At 69.2% G+C, this 18818-nt stretch carries 19 protein-coding genes; 9 read left to right on the top strand and 10 right to left on the bottom strand.

The window, feature by feature from the left end; all coding sequences use genetic code 11:
• Positions 1-28 precede the first annotated feature (28 nt).
• The 7 genes from HDC93_RS02995 to HDC93_RS02965 form a co-directional block, all read right to left on the bottom strand.
• Entirely contained in the window at positions 29-193 is a 165-nt protein-coding gene (locus tag HDC93_RS02995; protein ID WP_167347975.1) for a hypothetical protein, read from the bottom strand.
• Positions 194-307: 114 nt separating this feature from the next.
• A complete protein-coding gene (locus HDC93_RS02990) occupies positions 308-1204 on the bottom strand; it encodes a protein kinase domain-containing protein (RefSeq protein WP_185006827.1) in 897 nt (298 codons plus the stop codon).
• 11 nt (positions 1205-1215) lie between these two features.
• The gene (locus HDC93_RS02985; protein ID WP_185006825.1) at positions 1216-1851 is read right to left on the bottom strand and encodes a hypothetical protein; all 636 of its coding nucleotides are present in this window, start codon (positions 1849-1851) and stop codon (positions 1216-1218) included.
• 5 nt (positions 1852-1856) lie between these two features.
• On the bottom strand, positions 1857-2591 hold the full coding sequence (locus tag HDC93_RS02980; RefSeq protein ID WP_185006823.1) for a hypothetical protein: 735 nt from the start codon (positions 2589-2591) through the stop codon (positions 1857-1859).
• The gene (locus tag HDC93_RS02975; protein ID WP_185006821.1) at positions 2588-3214 is read right to left on the bottom strand and encodes a hypothetical protein; all 627 of its coding nucleotides are present in this window, start codon (positions 3212-3214) and stop codon (positions 2588-2590) included. Before HDC93_RS02975 ends, HDC93_RS02980 begins: the two co-directional genes overlap by 4 nt.
• Positions 3211-5097: a radical SAM/SPASM domain-containing protein gene (locus tag HDC93_RS02970; RefSeq protein WP_185006819.1), complete on the bottom strand. Its 1887-nt coding sequence runs from the start codon at positions 5095-5097 to the stop codon at positions 3211-3213. The genes HDC93_RS02975 and HDC93_RS02970 overlap by 4 nt, the downstream gene beginning before the upstream one ends.
• Positions 5098-5134: 37 nt before the next feature.
• Positions 5135-5569 (bottom strand): NUDIX domain-containing protein, encoded by a 435-nt coding sequence (locus HDC93_RS02965; protein WP_107405494.1) that lies wholly within the window; start codon positions 5567-5569, stop codon positions 5135-5137.
• Positions 5570-6882: 1313 nt separating this feature from the next.
• On the opposite strand from HDC93_RS02965, the gene HDC93_RS02960 reads away from it, so the two are divergent.
• The 7 genes from HDC93_RS02960 to HDC93_RS02930 all read left to right on the top strand — a co-directional run bounded on the left by HDC93_RS02960 (position 6883) and on the right by HDC93_RS02930 (position 14170).
• A complete protein-coding gene (locus tag HDC93_RS02960) occupies positions 6883-7314 on the top strand; it encodes an NUDIX domain-containing protein (protein ID WP_185006817.1) in 432 nt (143 codons plus the stop codon).
• Positions 7304-8434 carry an NUDIX hydrolase gene (locus HDC93_RS02955; RefSeq protein ID WP_185006815.1) on the top strand — a complete coding sequence of 377 codons (1131 nt, stop codon included), beginning with the start codon at positions 7304-7306 and terminating at the stop codon, positions 8432-8434. The genes HDC93_RS02960 and HDC93_RS02955 overlap by 11 nt, the downstream gene beginning before the upstream one ends.
• 85 nt (positions 8435-8519) lie before the next feature.
• On the top strand, positions 8520-9089 hold the full coding sequence (locus HDC93_RS02950; RefSeq protein WP_185006813.1) for an NUDIX hydrolase: 570 nt from the start codon (positions 8520-8522) through the stop codon (positions 9087-9089).
• Positions 9086-11077: an ABC transporter ATP-binding protein gene (locus tag HDC93_RS02945; RefSeq protein WP_185006811.1), complete on the top strand. Its 1992-nt coding sequence runs from the start codon at positions 9086-9088 to the stop codon at positions 11075-11077. Before HDC93_RS02950 ends, HDC93_RS02945 begins: the two co-directional genes overlap by 4 nt.
• 233 nt (positions 11078-11310) lie before the next feature.
• Positions 11311-12216: a hydroxymethylbilane synthase gene (gene hemC, locus HDC93_RS02940; RefSeq protein ID WP_185006972.1), complete on the top strand. Its 906-nt coding sequence runs from the start codon at positions 11311-11313 to the stop codon at positions 12214-12216.
• A gap of 77 nt (positions 12217-12293) precedes the next feature.
• Positions 12294-13604, top strand: a complete 1311-nt coding sequence (locus tag HDC93_RS02935) for an MFS transporter (protein ID WP_185006809.1) — start codon at positions 12294-12296, stop codon at positions 13602-13604.
• On the top strand, positions 13601-14170 hold the full coding sequence (locus HDC93_RS02930; RefSeq protein WP_185006807.1) for a bifunctional 2-polyprenyl-6-hydroxyphenol methylase/3-demethylubiquinol 3-O-methyltransferase UbiG: 570 nt from the start codon (positions 13601-13603) through the stop codon (positions 14168-14170). The genes HDC93_RS02935 and HDC93_RS02930 overlap by 4 nt, the downstream gene beginning before the upstream one ends.
• Positions 14171-14210: 40 nt before the next feature.
• Here the strand turns inward: HDC93_RS02930 and HDC93_RS02925 are convergent, their stop codons facing one another.
• The gene (locus HDC93_RS02925; protein WP_185006805.1) at positions 14211-14900 is read right to left on the bottom strand and encodes an HAD family hydrolase; all 690 of its coding nucleotides are present in this window, start codon (positions 14898-14900) and stop codon (positions 14211-14213) included.
• Positions 14901-15008: 108 nt separating this feature from the next.
• Here HDC93_RS02925 and HDC93_RS02920 point away from each other — a divergent pair, with 108 nt between their 5' ends.
• Both HDC93_RS02920 and HDC93_RS02915 read left to right on the top strand, forming a co-directional pair.
• Complete coding sequence (locus tag HDC93_RS02920) at positions 15009-15758, top strand: helix-turn-helix transcriptional regulator (protein ID WP_185006970.1); 750 nt, start codon at positions 15009-15011, stop codon at positions 15756-15758.
• A gap of 15 nt (positions 15759-15773) precedes the next feature.
• On the top strand, positions 15774-16244 hold the full coding sequence (locus tag HDC93_RS02915; protein ID WP_037706353.1) for an NUDIX hydrolase: 471 nt from the start codon (positions 15774-15776) through the stop codon (positions 16242-16244).
• A 15-nt stretch (positions 16245-16259) separates the two neighbouring features.
• Here the strand turns inward: HDC93_RS02915 and HDC93_RS02910 are convergent, their stop codons facing one another.
• Both HDC93_RS02910 and HDC93_RS02905 read right to left on the bottom strand, forming a co-directional pair.
• Positions 16260-16817 (bottom strand): HD domain-containing protein, encoded by a 558-nt coding sequence (locus HDC93_RS02910; protein ID WP_185006803.1) that lies wholly within the window; start codon positions 16815-16817, stop codon positions 16260-16262.
• A gap of 127 nt (positions 16818-16944) precedes the next feature.
• Positions 16945-17958 carry an NAD(P)H-dependent glycerol-3-phosphate dehydrogenase gene (locus tag HDC93_RS02905; protein ID WP_185006801.1) on the bottom strand — a complete coding sequence of 338 codons (1014 nt, stop codon included), beginning with the start codon at positions 17956-17958 and terminating at the stop codon, positions 16945-16947.
• Positions 17959-18818 lie beyond the last annotated feature (860 nt).

Genomic DNA, 18818 nt, shown 5'->3' with positions numbered 1-18818 from the left:
GATGTGCTGCCGGTATGGTGCGCGATGTTCAGGCGTCGGTGCCTGCGGGGGCCTCGGTCATCGCGGGGGCCTCGGCGGTCGGCCAGCCCTTCGCGGAGACGCTGGAGGTGTGAGCGGTGGTACGGACGGTGGTGTCGTCGCCGCGCAGGTCGTCCACGGCAGCCAGGAACTCGCTGATTCGGTCGTCGGTCATGAGTGTGCTCGTCCTTCCGATGAGGGGTGATAGGGCGGTGCACCTTCTGGGACCGGGCACCGCGGCGGCGAGCGTGCGGTGGGCATCGCGGTCTCCTTCCGGACGGCGGCGGGTTCAGTGGCTGCGCGGGGGCGGCGTGGCGGCGGGGGTGGCCGCCTGGCGCAGGGCTTCGCGCAGCTCGCTTATGGCGGGCCGGTCCTCGGGCGTGGGGGCGAGCGCGGCGGAGATAAGCAGGCGCAGGTCCGGTGGGGCAGCGCCGAGGCGGGAGTGGCCGTGCCGGGGCATGTCCTCGCAAAGGAAGCGGTAGGTCAGGACGGCGAGGCTGAAGGCGTCGGCAGCCGGGGTGGCGCGGTCGTAGGAGGTGGCGTACTCGGGGGGCCAGTGCACTTCCGGGCCGCGGGTGGCGGGTCCGCGTGGGGTGTCGGTGTGGCGTGCGGCGCCGAGGTCGGTGATCAGCCCGTGGCCATCGTGGATAAGGATGTTCTCCTGGTAGACGTCGCGGTGCACGATTCCGCGCTCATGGAGGGTGCGCAGGCCCTCGGCGACGTCGGCCAGCAGGCCCAGCCCGGCAGCCTTCTCGCCAGGCGTGAGAGTCGGGGCGGTGGTGAGATGGGAGCGGAAGTTGCCGCCGGGGCAGAAGGGCATGGTGTACCAGTCGAACCGGTCGGTGCTGCCCTCCTCCAGCAGTGGCACGACGTGGTGCGCGCCTTTTGCGGCGCGGGTGACGGCAATCTCGTGACGGAAGTCCTCGCGGGTCAGGGCCCGTTCGGTTTCCGTCATCTCTGCGTACCAGTAGAAGCCGTAGGCGGCCTTGCGGGCGCTCTCGTCGAGTTCGGCCAGGACGTGGTTGCTGCCGAAGCCGGCCTTGAGGACCACAGGGGGCCCATCGTCGTGGCTGGCGAGGACCAGGGTGCTGGCGCGGGTGAAGGAGAGAAGGTCGTGGACGTGCCAGCCGTCGTGGCGGAGCTGGTCGAGGACCCAGGCTGCGGGGTGCATCGGGTGCAGGTGCATGGGGCGGCTCCTCATCTTCGCGCCGTGGGCGGGGCGGCGTTGTGCAGCCGGTCCAGGCAGGCGGCGGTCAGTAGGTCGAGGTCGGGCTCGTCGGTGCACGGGTGGCGCAGTACGGGCAGCCCGGTTGTATCGGTCCACGCGGTGGCGGCCTGCTCGTACAGGTCGGCGAGCCGGGCGGCAGTCGGCGGGTCCTCGCCGAAGCGGCGGGCGGTGGCCCGGTGGGAAAGCCGGGTGCGGCACAGCTCGGGCGCGGTGGTCAGGAGGACGGTCAGCTCCGCCCTGGCAGCCTTCACGCTGGCGAGCTGTTTCACGTAGTCGGTGACGGGGCGGTTGTGGAGCAGGGCGAGCAGGCAAGCTGTAGAGAGGGTGAGGCGGTCGGCGACCACCGGGCCCAGGGACAGGGCGGGGGCGAGGTTGTGGCGGGCGTGGAGCTCCAGGTCCAACCGGGCGGCGGCGACCGCGTGTTCGGCAGTGGCCGCCGGGCGGCCGGCCCGCAGGCCGATGATGGTGCGGGTGGCTGGCAGCGACAGCCAGGAGAATTGGCCGATGTGCCCGAGGACGCGATTGTCGGCCGCGGTGACGCCCAGGAGCCGGTCGCGCAGGGTGCTCTTCCCGGCTCCGGCAATTCCTTCCAGGGCCAACAGCACGGGCCTCACCCCTCGGGTTTCTCGGCGATGAGCCAGCTGATGAACTTCGCGACCCTGCCACGGGTGACCGGTTCGGTGCCGTGGGTGAGTTGGGAGCCGTAGAGCAGGGCGGTGCCCACGGCGGGGCTCACGCTCCACCGGGTGCGGGGCATGGCTGCGTACCAGTCGGCAGAGTGGTCGGCGCCGTCATGGGCCAGCCACATGCCGTCCGCATAGCCGTGGCCCTGGGCATCGTGGTCCAGGCGGGTGTCCCACAGGCGGTCGCTGGATGCGCTTTCGACGTAGAACGCGCCGCCGGCCTCCGCCGCGTGGATGACCACGCTGATGCCAGCGATCTGCCGGGGCCAGGCGAGCGGATCGGGGGCGATTCCGTCGAGGTGGCCGGTGATGTGCTGGCCGGGGCCGTATTCGACGTAGGTCCACGGGCGGCAGGCTGTGATCGACGGCATGACGCGGGACAGGGCGGGGCGGGCGCGGTCGAAGGCGTGCTGGAGCAGGTGCTCGGGCTCGTCCGGGATCTTGGGGACCTCGACTCGGCCCGCCGGCTCGTACACGGCCATGGCCTGCTCGTGCGAGTGGCCGGGGATCTCGTGGATGGAGGTGGCCCGCTGCGTGCCGAAGTGGGCGCGGTTCTCCTCGGTGAGGAAGGTGTTCATCATGGCGGCGAGTCGGGCGCGCTCCTCGGGGTTCAGGAAGTCCTCGATGCTGCCGACCGTGACGGTCTCGGCTATATGGATCACGAGCCGGTCCTCCTCGTCTCAAGCACGCGTCGGACGTCGTCCAGACCGGTGCAGTGGTTGAGCCAACTGGCCACAGGGTGGCGGGTGGTAGCGGTCGGGTTGGCCCACAGGCCCAGCAGCTCGGCGGTCAGCGGCAGCTCCTCGGAGCTGGGCAGCTCGTCCGGCACGGTCAGCCGGTCTAGCGCCGGGCAGGAGACGGCGTGCTGGGCGGCGAAGACCCGGCCGAGCCGGGCCGCCGCCGCGTGGGCGCAGGAGCGCAGGAGCGTTTCGGTGGGCTCGGCCCGTTGGTAGGTGCGGTATTCGGTCTGTGCCCATCCGACGGCGACCGTCCCGGCTGCGGCAGCGATGCGGCAGGTGACGCAGCACCCGCTGCCGGTCTGCGGGCATGGCTCGTGATGAGCCGGGAGGGTGGCGGCGGCTTCGATGAGGGCTGCCCAGGCGGAGTCCGTTAGCAACTCGCCGGCGGTGGACTCGCGGCCTGGCGCCGCACGGTGATTGCAGCACGCCGGGCCTGCCCCGGGCGATGGGCCAGGCTGGAGCGCGGGTTCGATGAACAGGGCATGGAAGTACACGACCCGCCCCAGTAACTGGTGAATCGTCATCGCGTCGGTGGCGCTGCTCACGCCGGCACCTCCCTCGTGGGCGTGGTCGTCTGCGGGACCGGGCAGCAGCAGGCGTCGCCTGCGGCGGGTCGTTCGCCGCGCAGTGCGTCCGCGACGACGTGGGTGGCCGCCTCCAGGGCTTGGAAGTACGCCGGCCAGTCGTACCCGAGGGCCGGGTGTAGCGCCAGGTCGAGCACAGGCGTTGTGGCCCCGGTGGTCTCGCACGTCAGCTCCGCCCGCCCCACGGTGACCTGCACCGGGGCGGGCAGCTCGGGGGCCGCTGCGGTGACCGTCCGGCACAGAGCTGCGGCAGCCTGGGCGTACTCGGCCCGGTCGCGCGGGAGGATGCCGACGCGGCGCTCGGTGGCCGGAAGGTCATGGCCGGTGTACGGGTGGCCCTGGCAGCTGTCGTATGTGACCAGACCCCACGATCGGGTGAATGCGTCGACCAGGGGGCGGACGCTGGGCTCGATTGCTTCGTGCCACTGCGGGTGGGCCGGGTCCAGATCGTCCGCCTCGTGCACGCCAGGCAGGCCAACGGTGTTGATATTGCCGTGCGCGCTGGTGTGCAGCCGCACCGGGGCGCGGTGGGCGTCGGTGCGATCCCAGCGGGCGAGGAATGCTGCGACGTTGCGCATGCTGTTGGGGGTGCGGGGGCGCCAGCGCACCGTACGGCACCAGACACCCGCCGGGTGGGCGGGCTGGGCGAGGAGCGCGGCGATGCCGTCGATCACCCGTATTCGGTAGTCGCAGTAGGCGTCCTGGTCCCCGGCCTGGTCCTGGCGCCATCGGGTGGCCACACAGCCGCCGCCGCACGCGGACCGGTACGAGCACGTCGTGCATCGGTCCATCAGGGCCTTGCCCGCGTTGAGTAGCGGAAGTCGCCGCTGAGCGGCGACGACCCCGGCCTCGTCGGGGATCTGGCCCAGGCGGCCGAGTTGGGCCTCCGGCCAGGGCAGTTCGTCACAACTGCCGAGCCGTCCGTCCGGGTAGAGCGTGAAGACGTGGTCGCACTTCATGCTTGAGAAGTGGCAGAAGCCGCTTTCCAGACCGCGCAGCCGCCTGATGGTGGAGACGGCCGGTTCCAGTTTCAGGCGGGCGAAATACCCGGCGTCGATCCAGCGGACGGCCGCGGCGAGGATCCACTCGGCGTACTCGTCCGGGCTGATCGCCCAGGCGGGCCCATCGGAGCCGCGGACCGCAGCTTCCTGTAGCAGTCGGCTCGCCGGGAGGCGCCGCCCCTGAGCGGTGGTGGAACGCTGGACGGAGGCGTCGAAGCAGGGCACGAAGCTGACGGCGTTGACCGCCTCGAAGCCAGCGAGGTGGTCCAGAACTGCCTCGGCGCGGCCGAGCACCGGCGGGGTGACCGCGGTGATCACACCCGTCTTCCGGCCGCGTGCGGCCAGCAGCCGCAGGGCGGCGGCGATGCGCGGGTAGACCGGCTGGCCGTCGTAGCCGACGCGCCAGGCGTTGCCCGCCGCGTCCCCGTCCAGTGAGATGCCGATCTGTAGGTCCGGGTACAGGGCGTCGAAGAGGTCCAGCCACTCTTCGTTCAGCTGCACGCCGTTGGTCTGGAGGGAGACTCGGACCACGGTGGGCTGGGCGGCCAGTTCGCGCAGGACGTCGGCGACGTGTTCGCGGCCGGCGGTCAATGGTTCGCCACCGTGGAGTTCGACGGCGAGAGGACGCCCCTGGAAGAGCTCGGCGACCCGGCGCACTTGGCCGGCGTCGATCCGCGCTCCGCCTGGGGACTCCTTGCGTTTCTCGTAGCAGTACAGGCAGTCGATGTCGCAGGTCTCACCGCGTAGCTTCAAGATCACCGATACCGCGCTGTCCGTGTCCTGGGTGTCCAGGCCGCGGTACAGCTGGGCTATCGGGTCGTGCTGTTCGGTGGTGCGGTGCATCGGCTGCCTCCCGGGGTGGCCGTGACCGGTAGCGGGATCAGTCGTACAGGCGTCCCAGCAGGGCGCCCTGGCCGGACTGCAGGATGTGGGCGGCCTCCAGCGGGATCCAGAAGCACTCGAAGTGCGTGGGCTCCTGCTCCCCGTCGTGGTCCTCCTGGCTCATCCAGCGCTCCGGGGTGGGCTCGGTCAGCTCCAGGTGGAAGACGTGCCGGTGCTGGAGTTCGAACCGGTAGGGACTGATGTCGTACTCGGTCTCGCCGAGCTTCCGCACGATCTTGAAGTCCTTCAGGCCCGTCTCCTCGCGGGCCTCGCGCAGCGCCGCCGCCTCCGACGTCTCGCCCTCGCGGATGCTGCCGGCCGGGACCTGGATGCCCACCTCCTCGTAGCTGTAGTCGGTGTGCCGGAAGACCAGCAACTTCCCGTCGCGCACGACGTAGCACAGCACCTTGTCCTTGGTGACCTTCTCGGGCACGAGAACACCCTTCTGCATTCGATGGAATCGGTCGCGCACCCGGCGGCGCCCAAAGCCAGGGCGCACGGCAGGCACCCCTTGATGACGGGCGGCCGACGCCGGGCAAACGACCTTGAGTCTAGGCCGCGCGACAGCACGTCAAGACAGCCCGAGAATGGTCGAACTGGCTTACGCAATCGGCGAGATGGGCTGAAACAACACCCTTGCGGTGCGTCGGCATCGCCCCTCTTCGGCGGTGGTGCCGCTGAGCCGGAACCAAATCTGCTTCCCCCGCAGGAGTGGCTGGGGCTCCAGCTCGTCGACCGAGGGCCGCGGCCCCCGTGTCAGGCCGCGCGGCAAAGTGCTCAGCGAGACGGAACAGGCCAAGGCCAGCAGTTTGCGTACCGCGGCCTCCAGCCGGCCCGGATCCGCGCTGAGGTGCTCGACGCCAGCGCGGGTGAGTTTGTCGGCGAGTCGGCTCTGGCGCAAACGTGGGCGTGTATGTCACGAGGCAGCGCTCCCGGGGACGACGAATCCTGTCCAATGCCGTCTGTGACCGCGACGCTCGGGTGCCCGCTGCCGGACGTTGACGAGTCTATCTCCGGTGACGTAAGGGTGTCGGGCATTTTCGTGTGGGTGATTCAGCCATTTGTTCGATGACTGTAGCCATGGTGTGGGACAGCAGCCGTCGAAGAGCGAACATCGCGGCCTCGGTGACCGTCAGCTGGCCTCAGGCCAGTGGGTGCGCCTGCGGTCGGACGGGCCGGGGGGCTGGACGGCCCGCCGAGCTGCTCGCGCACCTCGCGGTCGGGTGCGTTGGTCTTCGTCCATGCGAGTGGGGAGTCCCGCAATGAGTCGGGGACGTTGGCCTGCCACGGCTGTTCCCATTAACGGAGAAGGCTGGGCTACCCTGCCGTCGCACGCCTCGACGCGCCCAAGGCTTCGAAGAGACACCGCAACGGGTGGAAGCGTCGAGAACACGGGCTCGCCCAACACCCCTAGGACTCAAGCTAGATAGACTCTGCGGAGTCCGGCAACGGGCACCCGAGTCGCTGCGGTCACAGGCGGCGTACGCATTGAATTCCTCATGCTTCGGGAGGCCCACTGTGCCGTCTGTGCTGCCTGCTAGGCGCCGTCGGTTTCACCCCGGCGCTCTTGCTGGGGCGTTGACCGAACCTTTTCCGTCGCCTGCCAGAAGGCCGCGTGCTCTTCAGCTGGCACGTTCGCAGGACGGATCGCTCCGTGCCTGGGCAGTTGGCCTGCGGACCGCGCTGTCAACTGGCCTCCGATCGCACCGCCATGTCGAGGAGGAGAAGGCGTTGCCATACCGGTCCGTGATCGGACTTCACCTGGTTCTGATCGAGCAGGGCCGGGTGCTGCTCGGTTTCCGTGCGGGCACTGCTTGGTGTGACGGATGGTGGCATGTTCCGGCTGGCCATCTTGAGGAGGGGGAGTCCTTCCTTGCGGGCATGGTCCGTGAGGCCCGGGAGGAGTTGGGCATCGCTCTCGAAGAGGCGGACTTGGTGGTCGCGCACACGGTCCACGACTACGACCCCAAGACTCGCGAGAGCCGGCTCCAAGTCTTCTTCACCGCCGATCAGTACGCCGGGCGCCCTCATGTCGCGGAACCTGACAAGTGTGCGGAGCTGCAGTGGTGGCCGCTCTCGGCTCTGCCGGAGAAGCTCGTGCGCTACACTCGCCAGGCGCTGATCTGCATTCTGCGGGGCCAGAGCGCGAGCACGCTGGGGTGGCCCGATGCCGGCTGAGGATGAACGCGAGCCGGTGGGGCTGATGGCGCCGGAATATTACGCGCACTCACGCGCGGTCTTCTGGGGCGGCGCCGCGGTGCTCTTCACTGATGCCGAGGGCAAGGTCCTGGTGTTGGACCCGGCATACCGGCCCGGAAGGCTGCTGTTGCCCGGCGGGGCCGTGGACCAGGCGGAGCGGCCGTCGGCCGCGGCGGTGCGCGAGGTAGCCGAGGAACTCGGGCTGTCCGTCGGTGTACGCCAGCTGCTGGCGGTGGACTGGGTCAGCAGGGGCAATCCGGAGTTCGGGAAGGTGTACGGCTTTCCCGGTGAAACCGTCTCCATTTGGGACGGTGGAGTCCTGGAGGAGAGTGACATCGCCCGGATTCGCTTGCCTGAGGACGAGATCACCTCGTTTGACTTCCTTCCGCCGGCGCAGGCCGCACGCCGGATGCGCCCGATCGAGAGGCGACGGATGCTCGCTGCCTTGCGCGCCCGGATCGACCGTGCCGGACCGGCCGTGCTGGAAGACGGTGAGAGCGTCGGGCTCGGACAGGCACTGCAGCGATTGGACGTCGTCCCCCGTATTGCGATCGGCTACCAGGACATCGCCTGGCACCCGGCCATGGAGCCCGCCGCCGGCCTTCCCGTGAAGCAAGCGTGGGTGTGGGCTTTCGACCCGCTCGGCCGGGTCGTCGTCCTCGTGGATCCGCGCGACGGCCATGTCGTCCTGCCGGGCGGAACGGTCGAAATGGACGACGACGGGCCGAAGGCGGCGGCACTGCGTGAAGCCGCCGAAGAGGCGGCTCTGCGCCTCCACGGTGCCGCCTACCTCGGCTACCTCCTTGATCCGGACGGTGCGGTCTACGGCCCAGGCACCGGGGCGAACGCCCGGGCACGTTACATCGCACGCATCGACTCCGTGGGGCCGGCGGCACCGGATGTCGCGACCGGTATCACCTACGGCCGGCTGCTGGTCAGCCCGGTGCAGGCGAGCGAGCTGCTCGGCCTTGGACGCGCCGGAGCTGAACAGGCCGAGTACGCGGCCCGAATGGCGGCAGCCCGCTGGGGAATTCCGCTGAGTCCGCCGCAGGCCGCGATCGAGATCCCCCACACGGGCATGGCGGCGCTCCTGTCTTGACGTCCGCACGTGACGCGCACTTCGTGCCGGAGTCCTGCCGGCGCGACGCCCTGCACCGCCTTTCTGGCCCTGGAGGAGGACTCTCATGTCCGGCGAACCTGACACCACCGAACAGACTGTCGGCAGCCCTGACCGCGTGGTCACCGACGAGCAACGGGCGTACTGGGCCCAGGTTGAGGCGCCGATGGCCTCCTGCACCGCCTTGATCACCGATGCCGACGGCCGCATTCTCGTGGTCGACCCGACCTACAAGGACGGCTTCGACATGCCCGGCGGCATGGTGGAGGCTGGCGAAACGCAGATCGAGGGCCTGGCACGTGAACTGGCCGAGGAACTCGACCTGACCGGCGTGCCGATCGGCCGGTTCCTCGTCCTGGACCAGGTCCCCGCTGCCCGGTACGGGCGGGCCATGGTCGTCACGGTGTTCCACGTGGGTCCCCTCACCGATCAGCAGACACAGTCCCTGCGCTTCGCGGACGGGGAGATCGGCGCCGCCGAGTTCCTCCCCGTCGAGGAGGCCCTCGCGCGGCTGCCGCACCGCCTCGCCCGCCGCATCCAGGCGGCGCACGCCGCGCTCCTCACTGGTGTGCCTGCCGTTCTGATCGACGGCAAGTCCCACGTCCTGTCCAGCTCGGCCGTGTCGGAGGCGTGGTGAAGCGGCTCCTGAAACGGGTCTGGAAGACGGAACAGACCGTCTCCGAGTCCGAGGTCGCGCTCTTCGGCGGGGCGCTGCGCTACGACTTCGGCTGGGTGCGCCACGAGTACGCGCGACTGGACACCAAATTCGGGCAGGCCGCCCGGATGGTGCCGGCGCTGGTGGGCAGCACCCTGCGCCTGGCCTGGCAGGCGGACCGCCATGCCCTGTTGACCATCGGGATCGCCGAGGTGGGCCAGAGCATCACCCAAGCCGCCGGGCTGCTGGTCACCAACCAGGTGATCCAAGCCCTACTCAAGGACGGGGACAACGTCTCCCGGCTGCACGCCGCGCTGCCGGCCCTGATCGTCGGCTGCATCATCGCCGTGGTCGGCACCATCCTGGCCTGCCTATCGACGGCGGGCACCGGGCGGCTGGAACCGAAAGTCGAGAGGCTGGCCACCGAACAGTTCCTGGAGGGCGCCGCCCGCGCGGAACTCGAGGCCATCGAAGACGGCGAGTTCCGCACGCTCCTGGACTCCGCGTACTTCGGCGCCCAGTCCTCCCGCACCATGATCGGCGTCTGCGTTGCCGTGGTGAACGGCGTGTTCTCCCTCGTCGCCGCGGCCGGCGTGGTCACGGTCCTCAGCCCCGTCCTGCTGCCACTGCTGCTGCTCATCGCGCTGCCCCGTGGCTGGGGTGCCATGCATGTGGCCCGGCGCCGCTACGCCTCCCGGATGCAGTGGATCGAGCACGAGCGGGCCAAGCGCCTGGTCAACAACCTCATCACCGCCCGGGAATCTGCCACGGAGATCCGCGTTCACCAGGTCGGCCCCTTCCTGCTCGATCACTTCCACGAGATGGGCCAGACCGCCGAGGCCGAACAGACCCGCCTTGCCGACGGCCGCGCGGTCACCGAACTGATTGCCGCGGCCATGGCCGGCCTCGCGTCGGCGGCCACGTTTGCCGGCCTGGGCGTTCTGTGGCTGACCGGCCACATGAGCGCCGCCACCGTGGCCACGGCCGCGCTCGCGATCCGTACCGGCTCAGCAAGCCTCGGCGCCCTCGTCGACAACATCCTGCGGCTGCACGAGGAGTCCCTCTACGTCCGCGACCTCGACCACTTCCGTGACGAAGCCGAACGCCGGGCCATCCCCACGGGCGGCCAGCCCGTGCGCGACTTTCCCGACCAGGTCACCTTCGAGAACGTGTCGTTCACCTACCCCGACCGCGACACCCCCGCTCTGCAGGAGGTAACCCTGACTTTCCCGCGCGGGGCCGTCATCGCCTTGGTCGGCGCGAACGGCAGCGGCAAGTCCACCGCGGTGAAGCTGCTCGCCGGCCTGCACCGGCCCACGGCCGGCCGCATCCTGTGGGGGCAGACCGATCTTGTCGAGGCCGACCGGGTGGACATCTTCCGGCACGTGGCCGCTCTCGATCAGGGCTTCCAGCGCTGGCCCTTCACCCTGCGAACCAACATCCAGATCGGCCAGCCGGAACGCAACGCGGACGTCGACATCGCCCGCGCTGCCGCCTACTCTGGCGCCGACAAGCTCGCCGACGCTCTTCCCCGCGGTCTCGGCACCCTGCTGGCCCGGCAGTTCCGCGGAGGCCAGGAACTGTCCGGGGGACAGTGGCAGACGGTCGGGCAAGCCCGGCTGCGGCACCGGCAGGCGAGCCTCGTCATCGCCGATGAGCCCACCTCCGCCCTCGACCCCGAGGCCGAGATCGAGTCCTTCGAACGCATCCGCCGCCTGGCCGACGAAGGCAAGACCGTCGTGCTGGTCAGCCACCGCATGGCCGGCGTCCAGCACGCCGACATCATCTATGTCCTGGACGAGGGACACCTCGTGGAGAGCGGTTCCCACCAGGAGCTCATGGCGCGGCCTGATTCCCAGTACCGGCGCATGTACCTCATGCAGGCCAACCAGTACGGCACCGCCGCGCCACTGGTGCTACCGACTCCCTCGGCCAACGGCGAATCACATGCCGCCAGCACCCCCGACTGACACCCACCACCCGCCGCGCACCGCCCGGCCCGGTGCGCGGCGGCCTAGCAAATGGGCCGCCGACCCGCTGTGGAGCACGCTGCGCGACCTGCTGGGCTGCCTCGGCGTGATCGCGGCCGGCCTCGCCATCACCACGATCGTCACCCTCCTCACCTCCCACTTCCCCGACCACAGGATCCGTCCGTGACCCACCTCCCGCCCAAGCTCGTCATCGGAACCCGCGCGACTCCGACCTGGCCCTGGTCCAAGCAGCCCACGTCGCCGGACTACTCGAACACGCCTTCCCCCGAGTCGCCGTCCACGTGAACCCGATGAAAGCCGCCGGCGACCTGCACCAGGGACCTCTCGCGGAGATCGGCGGCAAGACCGCCTGGGTACGCGAGCTGGACCGGGCGCTGGCCACCGCACGCGTCGATGTCACCGTCTCGTGCGCCAAAGACCTCCCCGGCCCCCACGAGCGCGGCACCGACACCACCATCGGCGCCGTCCTGCCCCGCGAAGACGCCCGGGACGCCCTCGTCCTCCCGGCCGGACAGCCCGCAGCTACCCTGGACGACCTCCCATCCGGAAGCGTCCTCGGCACCAGCGCGCCCCGCCGCATCGCCCAACTCCGCACCCGCTACCCCCACCTCACCATCCAGCCGGTGCGCGGCAACCTGATCCCCCGCCTCGCCCGTCTCGATGCCGGCGAAGGCGACAAGCCGCTCGACGCCCTCGTGGTCTCCTATGCCGGACTGTGCCGGGTGTCCCAGGCGGACCGTGCCACACAGCTCATCCCGGTCTTGGTGCTGGCCCCGGCCACCGGTGCGGGCACGCTCGTCGTCGAGCAGCGAAGCGGCGACACCATCGCCGCCCACCTCGTCGACGCCATCAACGACCCCGCCACCGCCCGGCTGCTGGCCGTCGAGCGTGGCGTCCTCGCCCAGCTCAAAGGCAACTGCCAGACCGCCTGCTCAGTCCACGCCTACTACACCGGCAAACCCCACCGGATCAGAGTCGACGCTGCCGTCTTCCACCCCTCCCACGGCGATGCGATCCGCGTCGCAGCCACCGGACCGGCCGATGACCTCGGCGGCCTCGTGGAGAACATCACCCAGCTGCTGCACGGCGAAGGCGTCGAACGGTTCCTGCCGCGCTGACCCGTGCGGCCCCGGTCGCCAGCGGGAGCCCAACACGGGACGAGACACCGCATGGCGGGGACGTAACAGCCATACCTATGAGGGGGAGTTCGCAGAACGTGCCGCACCGATCCGGACCCCACGCCCCAGGAAGCCTGTGGCGAGACAGAGACTTCCGGCACTATGCCGTCGCCCAGGGCATCAGCGTTACCGGGAGCGGCGTGACCACGATCGCGCTGTCCGTCTTGGCCGTCGTCGAACTGCACGCCTCCACCTTCAACGTCGCGCTGATCGCCTTCGCCTCCAAACTCCCACCCCTGCTGCTGTCCCTCCACGCCGGGGTCCTGGCCGACCGCCGACGCAAACGTCCCCTGATCATCACCTGCGATCTGCTCTGCGCCGCTGTCCTCCTGACCCTTCCCACCGCACAGCTTCTCGCCCGCATCACCCTGATCCATCTCTACGCGGTAGCCTTCACGGTGGCCGCCCTGCAGGTTATCGGCAGTAACGCGTCCATCAGCTTCCTGCCCTCCCTCCTCGGCCCGGGACGAATCAAGGACGGCAACGCCAAGATGGGCGCCGGTAACTCCCTGGCCGACCTCATCGGCACCAACTCCGGCGGCGCCCTCGTCGTGGCGCTCGGCGCCGCCCGCGCCATCACCGTGGATGCCGCCTCCTACCTGGCCAGCGCCCTGCTCTTGTGGCGCATCAAGCACCGTGAAGACCCGCCGCCACCCCGAAAGGCCGGCACCAGCCAATGGGCCGAGATCCGCGAGGGCCTCACCTACACCCTGCGCACCCCTGTCGTGCGGTCCATCGTGCTGTCCAACACCGCCACCTCCTTCGTCCTGGCCGCCAGTAGCGCCCTCTGGTCGCTGTACTTGCTGCGCGAGCTGCACTGGAGCCCGACAGCCCTCGGCATCGTCATGGGCGCCGGCGGCGCCGGCGGCATCCTCGGCGCCCTGGTCTGGCAGCCCCTGGAACGACGCTGGGGCCCAGGCCCGGTGATGCTCGGAGCGCTCTCCCTCAACCCACTCGCCCAAATCCCTCTGGTTCTCGTCGGACCCGGACTTGGCGGGCAGATCGCCATCGGCATCGGCATGGTCATCCAAACCGGCGCTGCGGTGTGCCACGGCGGACTCCAGAGGGCGGTCCGCCAGGAACTTGCCCCCGACGAACTCCAAGGACGGGCCCAGGCCACCGGAGCGTGGCTCGCCTTCAGCCTGCGACCCTTCGCCGCCCTCGCCGCTGGCGGCCTCGGCACGTGGCTAGGGCTGCACCTCACCCTCACGCTCATCACCGTGGCCCTGGTCATCCCGTTCCTTGTGCTCTGGAACTCACCCGTGCGGGACATGAGGACGGTCGCCCCCGCTGCCCTGACTGTTACCGAGGAGCCCGCGAATCCGTGACGATCAACAACCCGGCCACGTACTGGGATCCGTTGTGGACATCAGGGCGCCGCTACCGCCGCCTCAGTCTCGAAGAGCAGCAGCTGACCGGCCAGTTCCTTGGCGCCGGCCACGGCCGGCCCGCGCTCGACGTCGGCTGCGGCGACGGTGTCCTTGCCCGGTATCTACATGGTGACCTGGGATACCGCACCACAGCGATCGACTGTTCCTCCGCCGCGCTGAAGATCGCCCAGGCCGAGCAGGACACGTCCGACGGTCCGCATTTTCAGCGGCTGGACTTCGAGACCGAGGACATCCGAGCGTTGCCGGAGGCGGGCTACGCCGCCGTCACCTGCCGCTTGGTGTTCGCCTTCATCAAGGACAAGGCGGCCTTCCTCGCCCGCGTCCGATACCTTCTCCCACCCGGCGGGACGTTCTGGGTCGTCACCCCGCTCGCTGAACGCCTCCCGGACGAACGGAAATCCATCGGGATCAGCCGGCAGCACGCCGAATTGCTGACCGCGTCCTGGTCCTCGGTCCACAGCGAAGATCTGGACACGCTGCGCTGCTACGCGTTGCGCCCCTGACCCGGTCACCGGTCTCTGGTCCCGGAGCTCTGCTGTCCACTCAGGTCAGGACTTCCCGCAGGAGGGTCAACAAGCCCTCCGTGTCGGTCAGATCAGGGACGACGGCGTCGGCCCCAGCAGCGCGGAGTTCTGCCACCGAGTGGATCCCGGAGGCGACGGCGATGCAGTGTGCCTGGGCGTCATGCGCGGCGCGCACATCGCGGGGCGTGTCCCCGATCAGGACGGTCGGCGAGACGAGTGGGATGCCGTGGGCGGCATGGATACGGGCACGGGCGGCGTCGACGAGACGCGCTCGATCGTCGCTGTCCTCGCCGTACCCGCCAACAGCCATGTCGAGCAGGCCATCAAGCCCGAACGCACGCAGCTTGACGTGGGCATTGGCCGAAATGTTGCCGGTGAGGACTGAGGAACAGATAGCTGGGTCCGCCGCGAGTGCCTTCAACGCGTCCTCGACACCGGGCAGGACATGACCCCGCCGGCGCAGATCCGCTTCGCGGCAACGGCCGGCTTCCTCCAGTGCCTGCTGCGCCCGCTCCCAGTCAGGAACCGGCAAACCGTGCCGGATGAACATCTCGCGCATGATCGCCCGATCCGTACGCCCCTCCGTTGGAGCAGGCAACTCGGCCTCCCGCCCAGCTAGTGCCTTGAAGGCGCTGGCGTAGATCTCCTTGCTCACACCGGAGTTTTCCACAAGGGTGTGGTCCACGTCCCACAACACAATTCGCTGCACGTGACCAGGGTAGGCAGCGTGAACTACCTGTTAAAAGTGGCCTTGTGGGACGTCCTGGCGTCCCGCAAGATCTTGCCGCGTCCCAGGACGTCCTGCGAGGATGCGATGGTGAACGAGCGGTTGCGTACGGTGATGCTTCAGCGGCAGATCACCCCAGAGGAGCTCGCGGCCTCGTGCCAAGTTGATGTCAAGACGGTGGAGCGCTGGATCAGCATCGGCCGGCAGCCACTCCGTCGGCACCAATGGGCGGTTGCAAAGCATCTCGGTGTGGACATGGCGTACCTGTGGCCGCCTGAGGAGGACGAGGCGCAGGGGCAGCCGACCGAGCAGACCGAACTGGTCGCTGCCTTCCCGAACCGCGCGAGCTTCCCGCGGAAGTCCTGGGTCCGCCTCCTGAAGACCGCTCAGGAACACATCGACGTACTGGTGTTCAGCGGCACGTTCTTCGCCCAGACCAACCCGCGCGTTGCGGCGATGCTCGCCGAGCGCGCCGACGCCGGAGTTCAGGTCCGCCTCTGTTTCGGTGACCCATCGGGCAAGGCGGTCGCCGTCAGGGACGAGGAAGAAGGCATCGGCGGAACCCTCTCAGCAAAGATCAGGGCGTCCCTCACCTACTACCGCAAGCTGATCGGCACGCCCCGGTGCGAGGTGCGCCTCCACGACACCACCCTCTACAACAGCCTCTTCCGCTTCGATGACGTGCTCCTGGTCAACCCGCACGTCTGGGGGCAGCCCGCCAGCGCAAACCCCCTGTTCGAGCTGCGGCGCCTGGAGGAAGACGGCTGGTTCGACCACTACGCCGGCAGCTTCGACGCGGTCTGGGAGACTGCAAAGCCCTGGTCACCCGAGTCCATGTGAGGAGCGCGGCCCGCGATGGGACGTACGGAGTACTGGTACGACGAGAACGCACCCAAGCCGAACACGTTGATCCCGGCGTGCAACATGCTGGTAGTCCGGGAGGCGGACGGGGCGATCCTCCTGCAGCGGCGCCGCGACACGGGGCAGTGGGCTCTGCCCGGGGGAGCCATGGACATAGGGGAATCCCCATCGCAGTGCGCAGTCCGGGAATGCAAGGAAGAGACCGGAATCGACGCCGAACCCACCGGGCTCCTCGGCGTGTATTCGGTCCCTGAGCATGTGGTGGCCTACACGGACGGGGAGATCCGGCAGGCATACGAGGTCACCGTGATCGGCCGGCCGGTCGGAGGCGAGCCCACTATCAACGACGAGGCCGATGGCGTCCGCTGGATCCTGCCCGGCGAACTGGACTCCTACGACATCCACCACTCCATGCGGAAGCAGATCGCCCACTACCTGGACGGGATGTTCCCTCACGTCGACTGAGCACCAGAGCCTCCCTTACCGCTCTGCCAAGATCAGCCGGGCCTCAACTCTGTGTACAGCAGCTCGCAGATCCCCATCGGCTCGGCGGATGAATCGGCCGACGACGCTGTCGCAGTCGTACCGAGTGAGGATCTCCGCCAGCCGGGCATCCACGGTGGTGGGGGTACCGTCCGGGGTGGTGGTCATATCGCAGTACACGAGAGCATCCACCAGCCCGGCGTGGTCGAGGACCGGGAACTCGGCCTCCAACTCTTCCCGCAGCCCGCGCTCTTCCGCCTCCAACAGCGCGTACGAGTGGTTGGCGACCAGCCGTACCAGGCGCTCGTCCGCGGCTGAACGGTCGCGCAGGTAGCGGGCGCCGTCCAGCGGATGGAACCCCGTCGTGGCGAGCGACGGCGTGTAACCAATGTCGTGCAGCATCGCCGCGGCCCACAGGAGTTCCGCATCGTCGCCCAGGATTCCCGCCAGGGACTGCGCCCTTGCGGCAACGCCCTGAGAGTGTGCCCAGCGCCGAGGCAGGGGCTCGGCGAGGAGAGACCCGGCCAGGTCATGGGCCCAAATGGTGAGATCCATGCTCGGCAGACTACGACGCAAGGTGCGAGGGCCGGGCGGTGATCGGCCGGACGTCCTGGGACGTCTTCCGCTTCGATCCGCGGCTGCGATGGCATACGGCATCGTCTCCGGGACGAGCATCGGGGGGTCAGCGCTCGGGCTTTGGGGGCCGCTGCATCAGCGCGGCGGCGGCCTCGTCGAGGGTGACCTTCTCGTACAGCAGGGCGGAGATCACTTGGGTGATCGGCATCTCAACGCCGTGGGCATGAGCCAGGGCGAGAATCGCCTCGGCGGATTTGACGCCCTCGGTGGTCTGCCGGGTGGCGGCCGTCGCCTGTTCGACGCTTAGACCGTGCCCGAGGTGGGTGCCGAAGGTGCGGTTGCGGGAGAGCGGGGACGAGCAGGTGGCCACCAGGTCGCCGAGGCCGGCAAGCCCTGCGAGGGTGGCCGGGTGGGCGCCCATGGCCACAGCCAGCCGGGTGGTCTCGGCCAGCCCGCGGGTGATGAGCATCGCCGAGGCGTTGTCGCCCAGGCCCATGCCCGAAGCGATGCCGACCGCCAGGGCGATGACGTTTTTCACCGCGCCGCCCAGCTCGCAGCCGATCACGTCGGTGCTGGTGTAGGGCCGGAAGTACGAGGTGTGGCACGCCTGCTGGAAGCGGCGGGCGGCGTCCTCGTCGGGACAGGCGACGGTGGCGGCGGCAGGCTGGCCGTCCATGATCTCGCGGGCAAGGTTCGGGCCGGACAGCACCGCGACCCGGTCCGCGCTCACGCCGGTTACCTCGGTGATGACCTGACTCGCCCGTTCCCCGCTGCCCAGTTCGATGCCCTTCATCAGGGACACGATCAGGGTGTAGGGCCCGATGTGCGGCGTCCACAGAGCGAGGTTGGTCCGCAGGGACTGTGCGGGGATGGACAGCACGAGGTAGTCCGCACGGTGAAGCGCGGCGGCAGGGTCGGTCGTGGCCGCCAGGGAGGCGGGCAGTTCGACGTCCGGGAAGTAACCAGGGTTACGGTGAACCGTATTGATCGCCTCGGCGATCTCGTCCCGTCGGGCGTGCACGATGACGTTGGTGCCGGCATCGGCCAGGATCTTGGCGACTGCGGTACCCCAGGAGCCGGCCGAGAACACCGCCGCACGGGCGGAACGGTGCTGGCTCACTGCGGGGTCCTCTCGCCGGGCACGGGCCCCGCACCGGGGTGGCGGCCGGGCCCGGACATTCTATCGGCCGTGCCAGGCGCGGCCGGAACGTCGAGGGGCACCGCAAGGTCAGCAGGACGGTGCGACGGCTCGTCAGCGCGGGCAGCACCCGGTGCGCCTCGCGCAGCGTTTCCTCTGTATCTAGCCCTGCTCGGGCACTGCCGCTTCCCGTTTCCGCGGCGCGGCTGAGGCGTCGATACATGTGCAGCGAGGCCCCGAAAAGCGAGTGAGTATCTGCCGGAGACCTTCACTTCGCCCACGGCAGACGAGAAAGAGCCCGAAGAGACTGGAACCTGCTCCGGAAGCATGTCAACGTACAACATCCCGGAAATACCAGGTCATTGGAGGGGCGGGTTTTCGGGTCGGCAGGAGGCCGACCACGACGTTAGCCAGCCGGTATCTCACGTGCTCGGCCTCCTCGTAGAGGCCCTGAACAAGGAGCATCACCTGTCGAATGCGACTCTCCGATCCGCCCGTTTCCCTGCTCCCCATCCGCTTGGCGACCTGGGCGCGTGGAGCGCATAGGGGCGATAGGACTGTGGTGCCCTTTCCGCAGTGATGACTTTCTGTGTTCGCACTGCCGGGCTGCTCGGTGAGGGCTTGTTGCTACGCGGCGGACCGCCGGTACCGAGCGGTCTTCGCGCACTCGGCCCACCCCGGAGACGTCGCCCGGGTGTCAGTGTTCCCGGCCCTGGGTTTCTGGTCGTACTGGCTGTTCTTCTGAGCTGTGTGGGGCGAAACATAGACCACGATCGCCGGTTAGCCAAACCGGCGATCGTGACGACCATTTGAGGGCGTTCGCATGCGGCTGCGCTTGGCGG

The organism is Streptomyces sp. AK010, from assembly GCF_014207295.1.
In the GTDB taxonomy this organism is placed as follows: Bacteria; Actinomycetota; Actinomycetes; order Streptomycetales; family Streptomycetaceae; genus Streptomyces; species Streptomyces massasporeus.
This window is presented reverse-complemented; position numbering and strand designations above follow the sequence as displayed.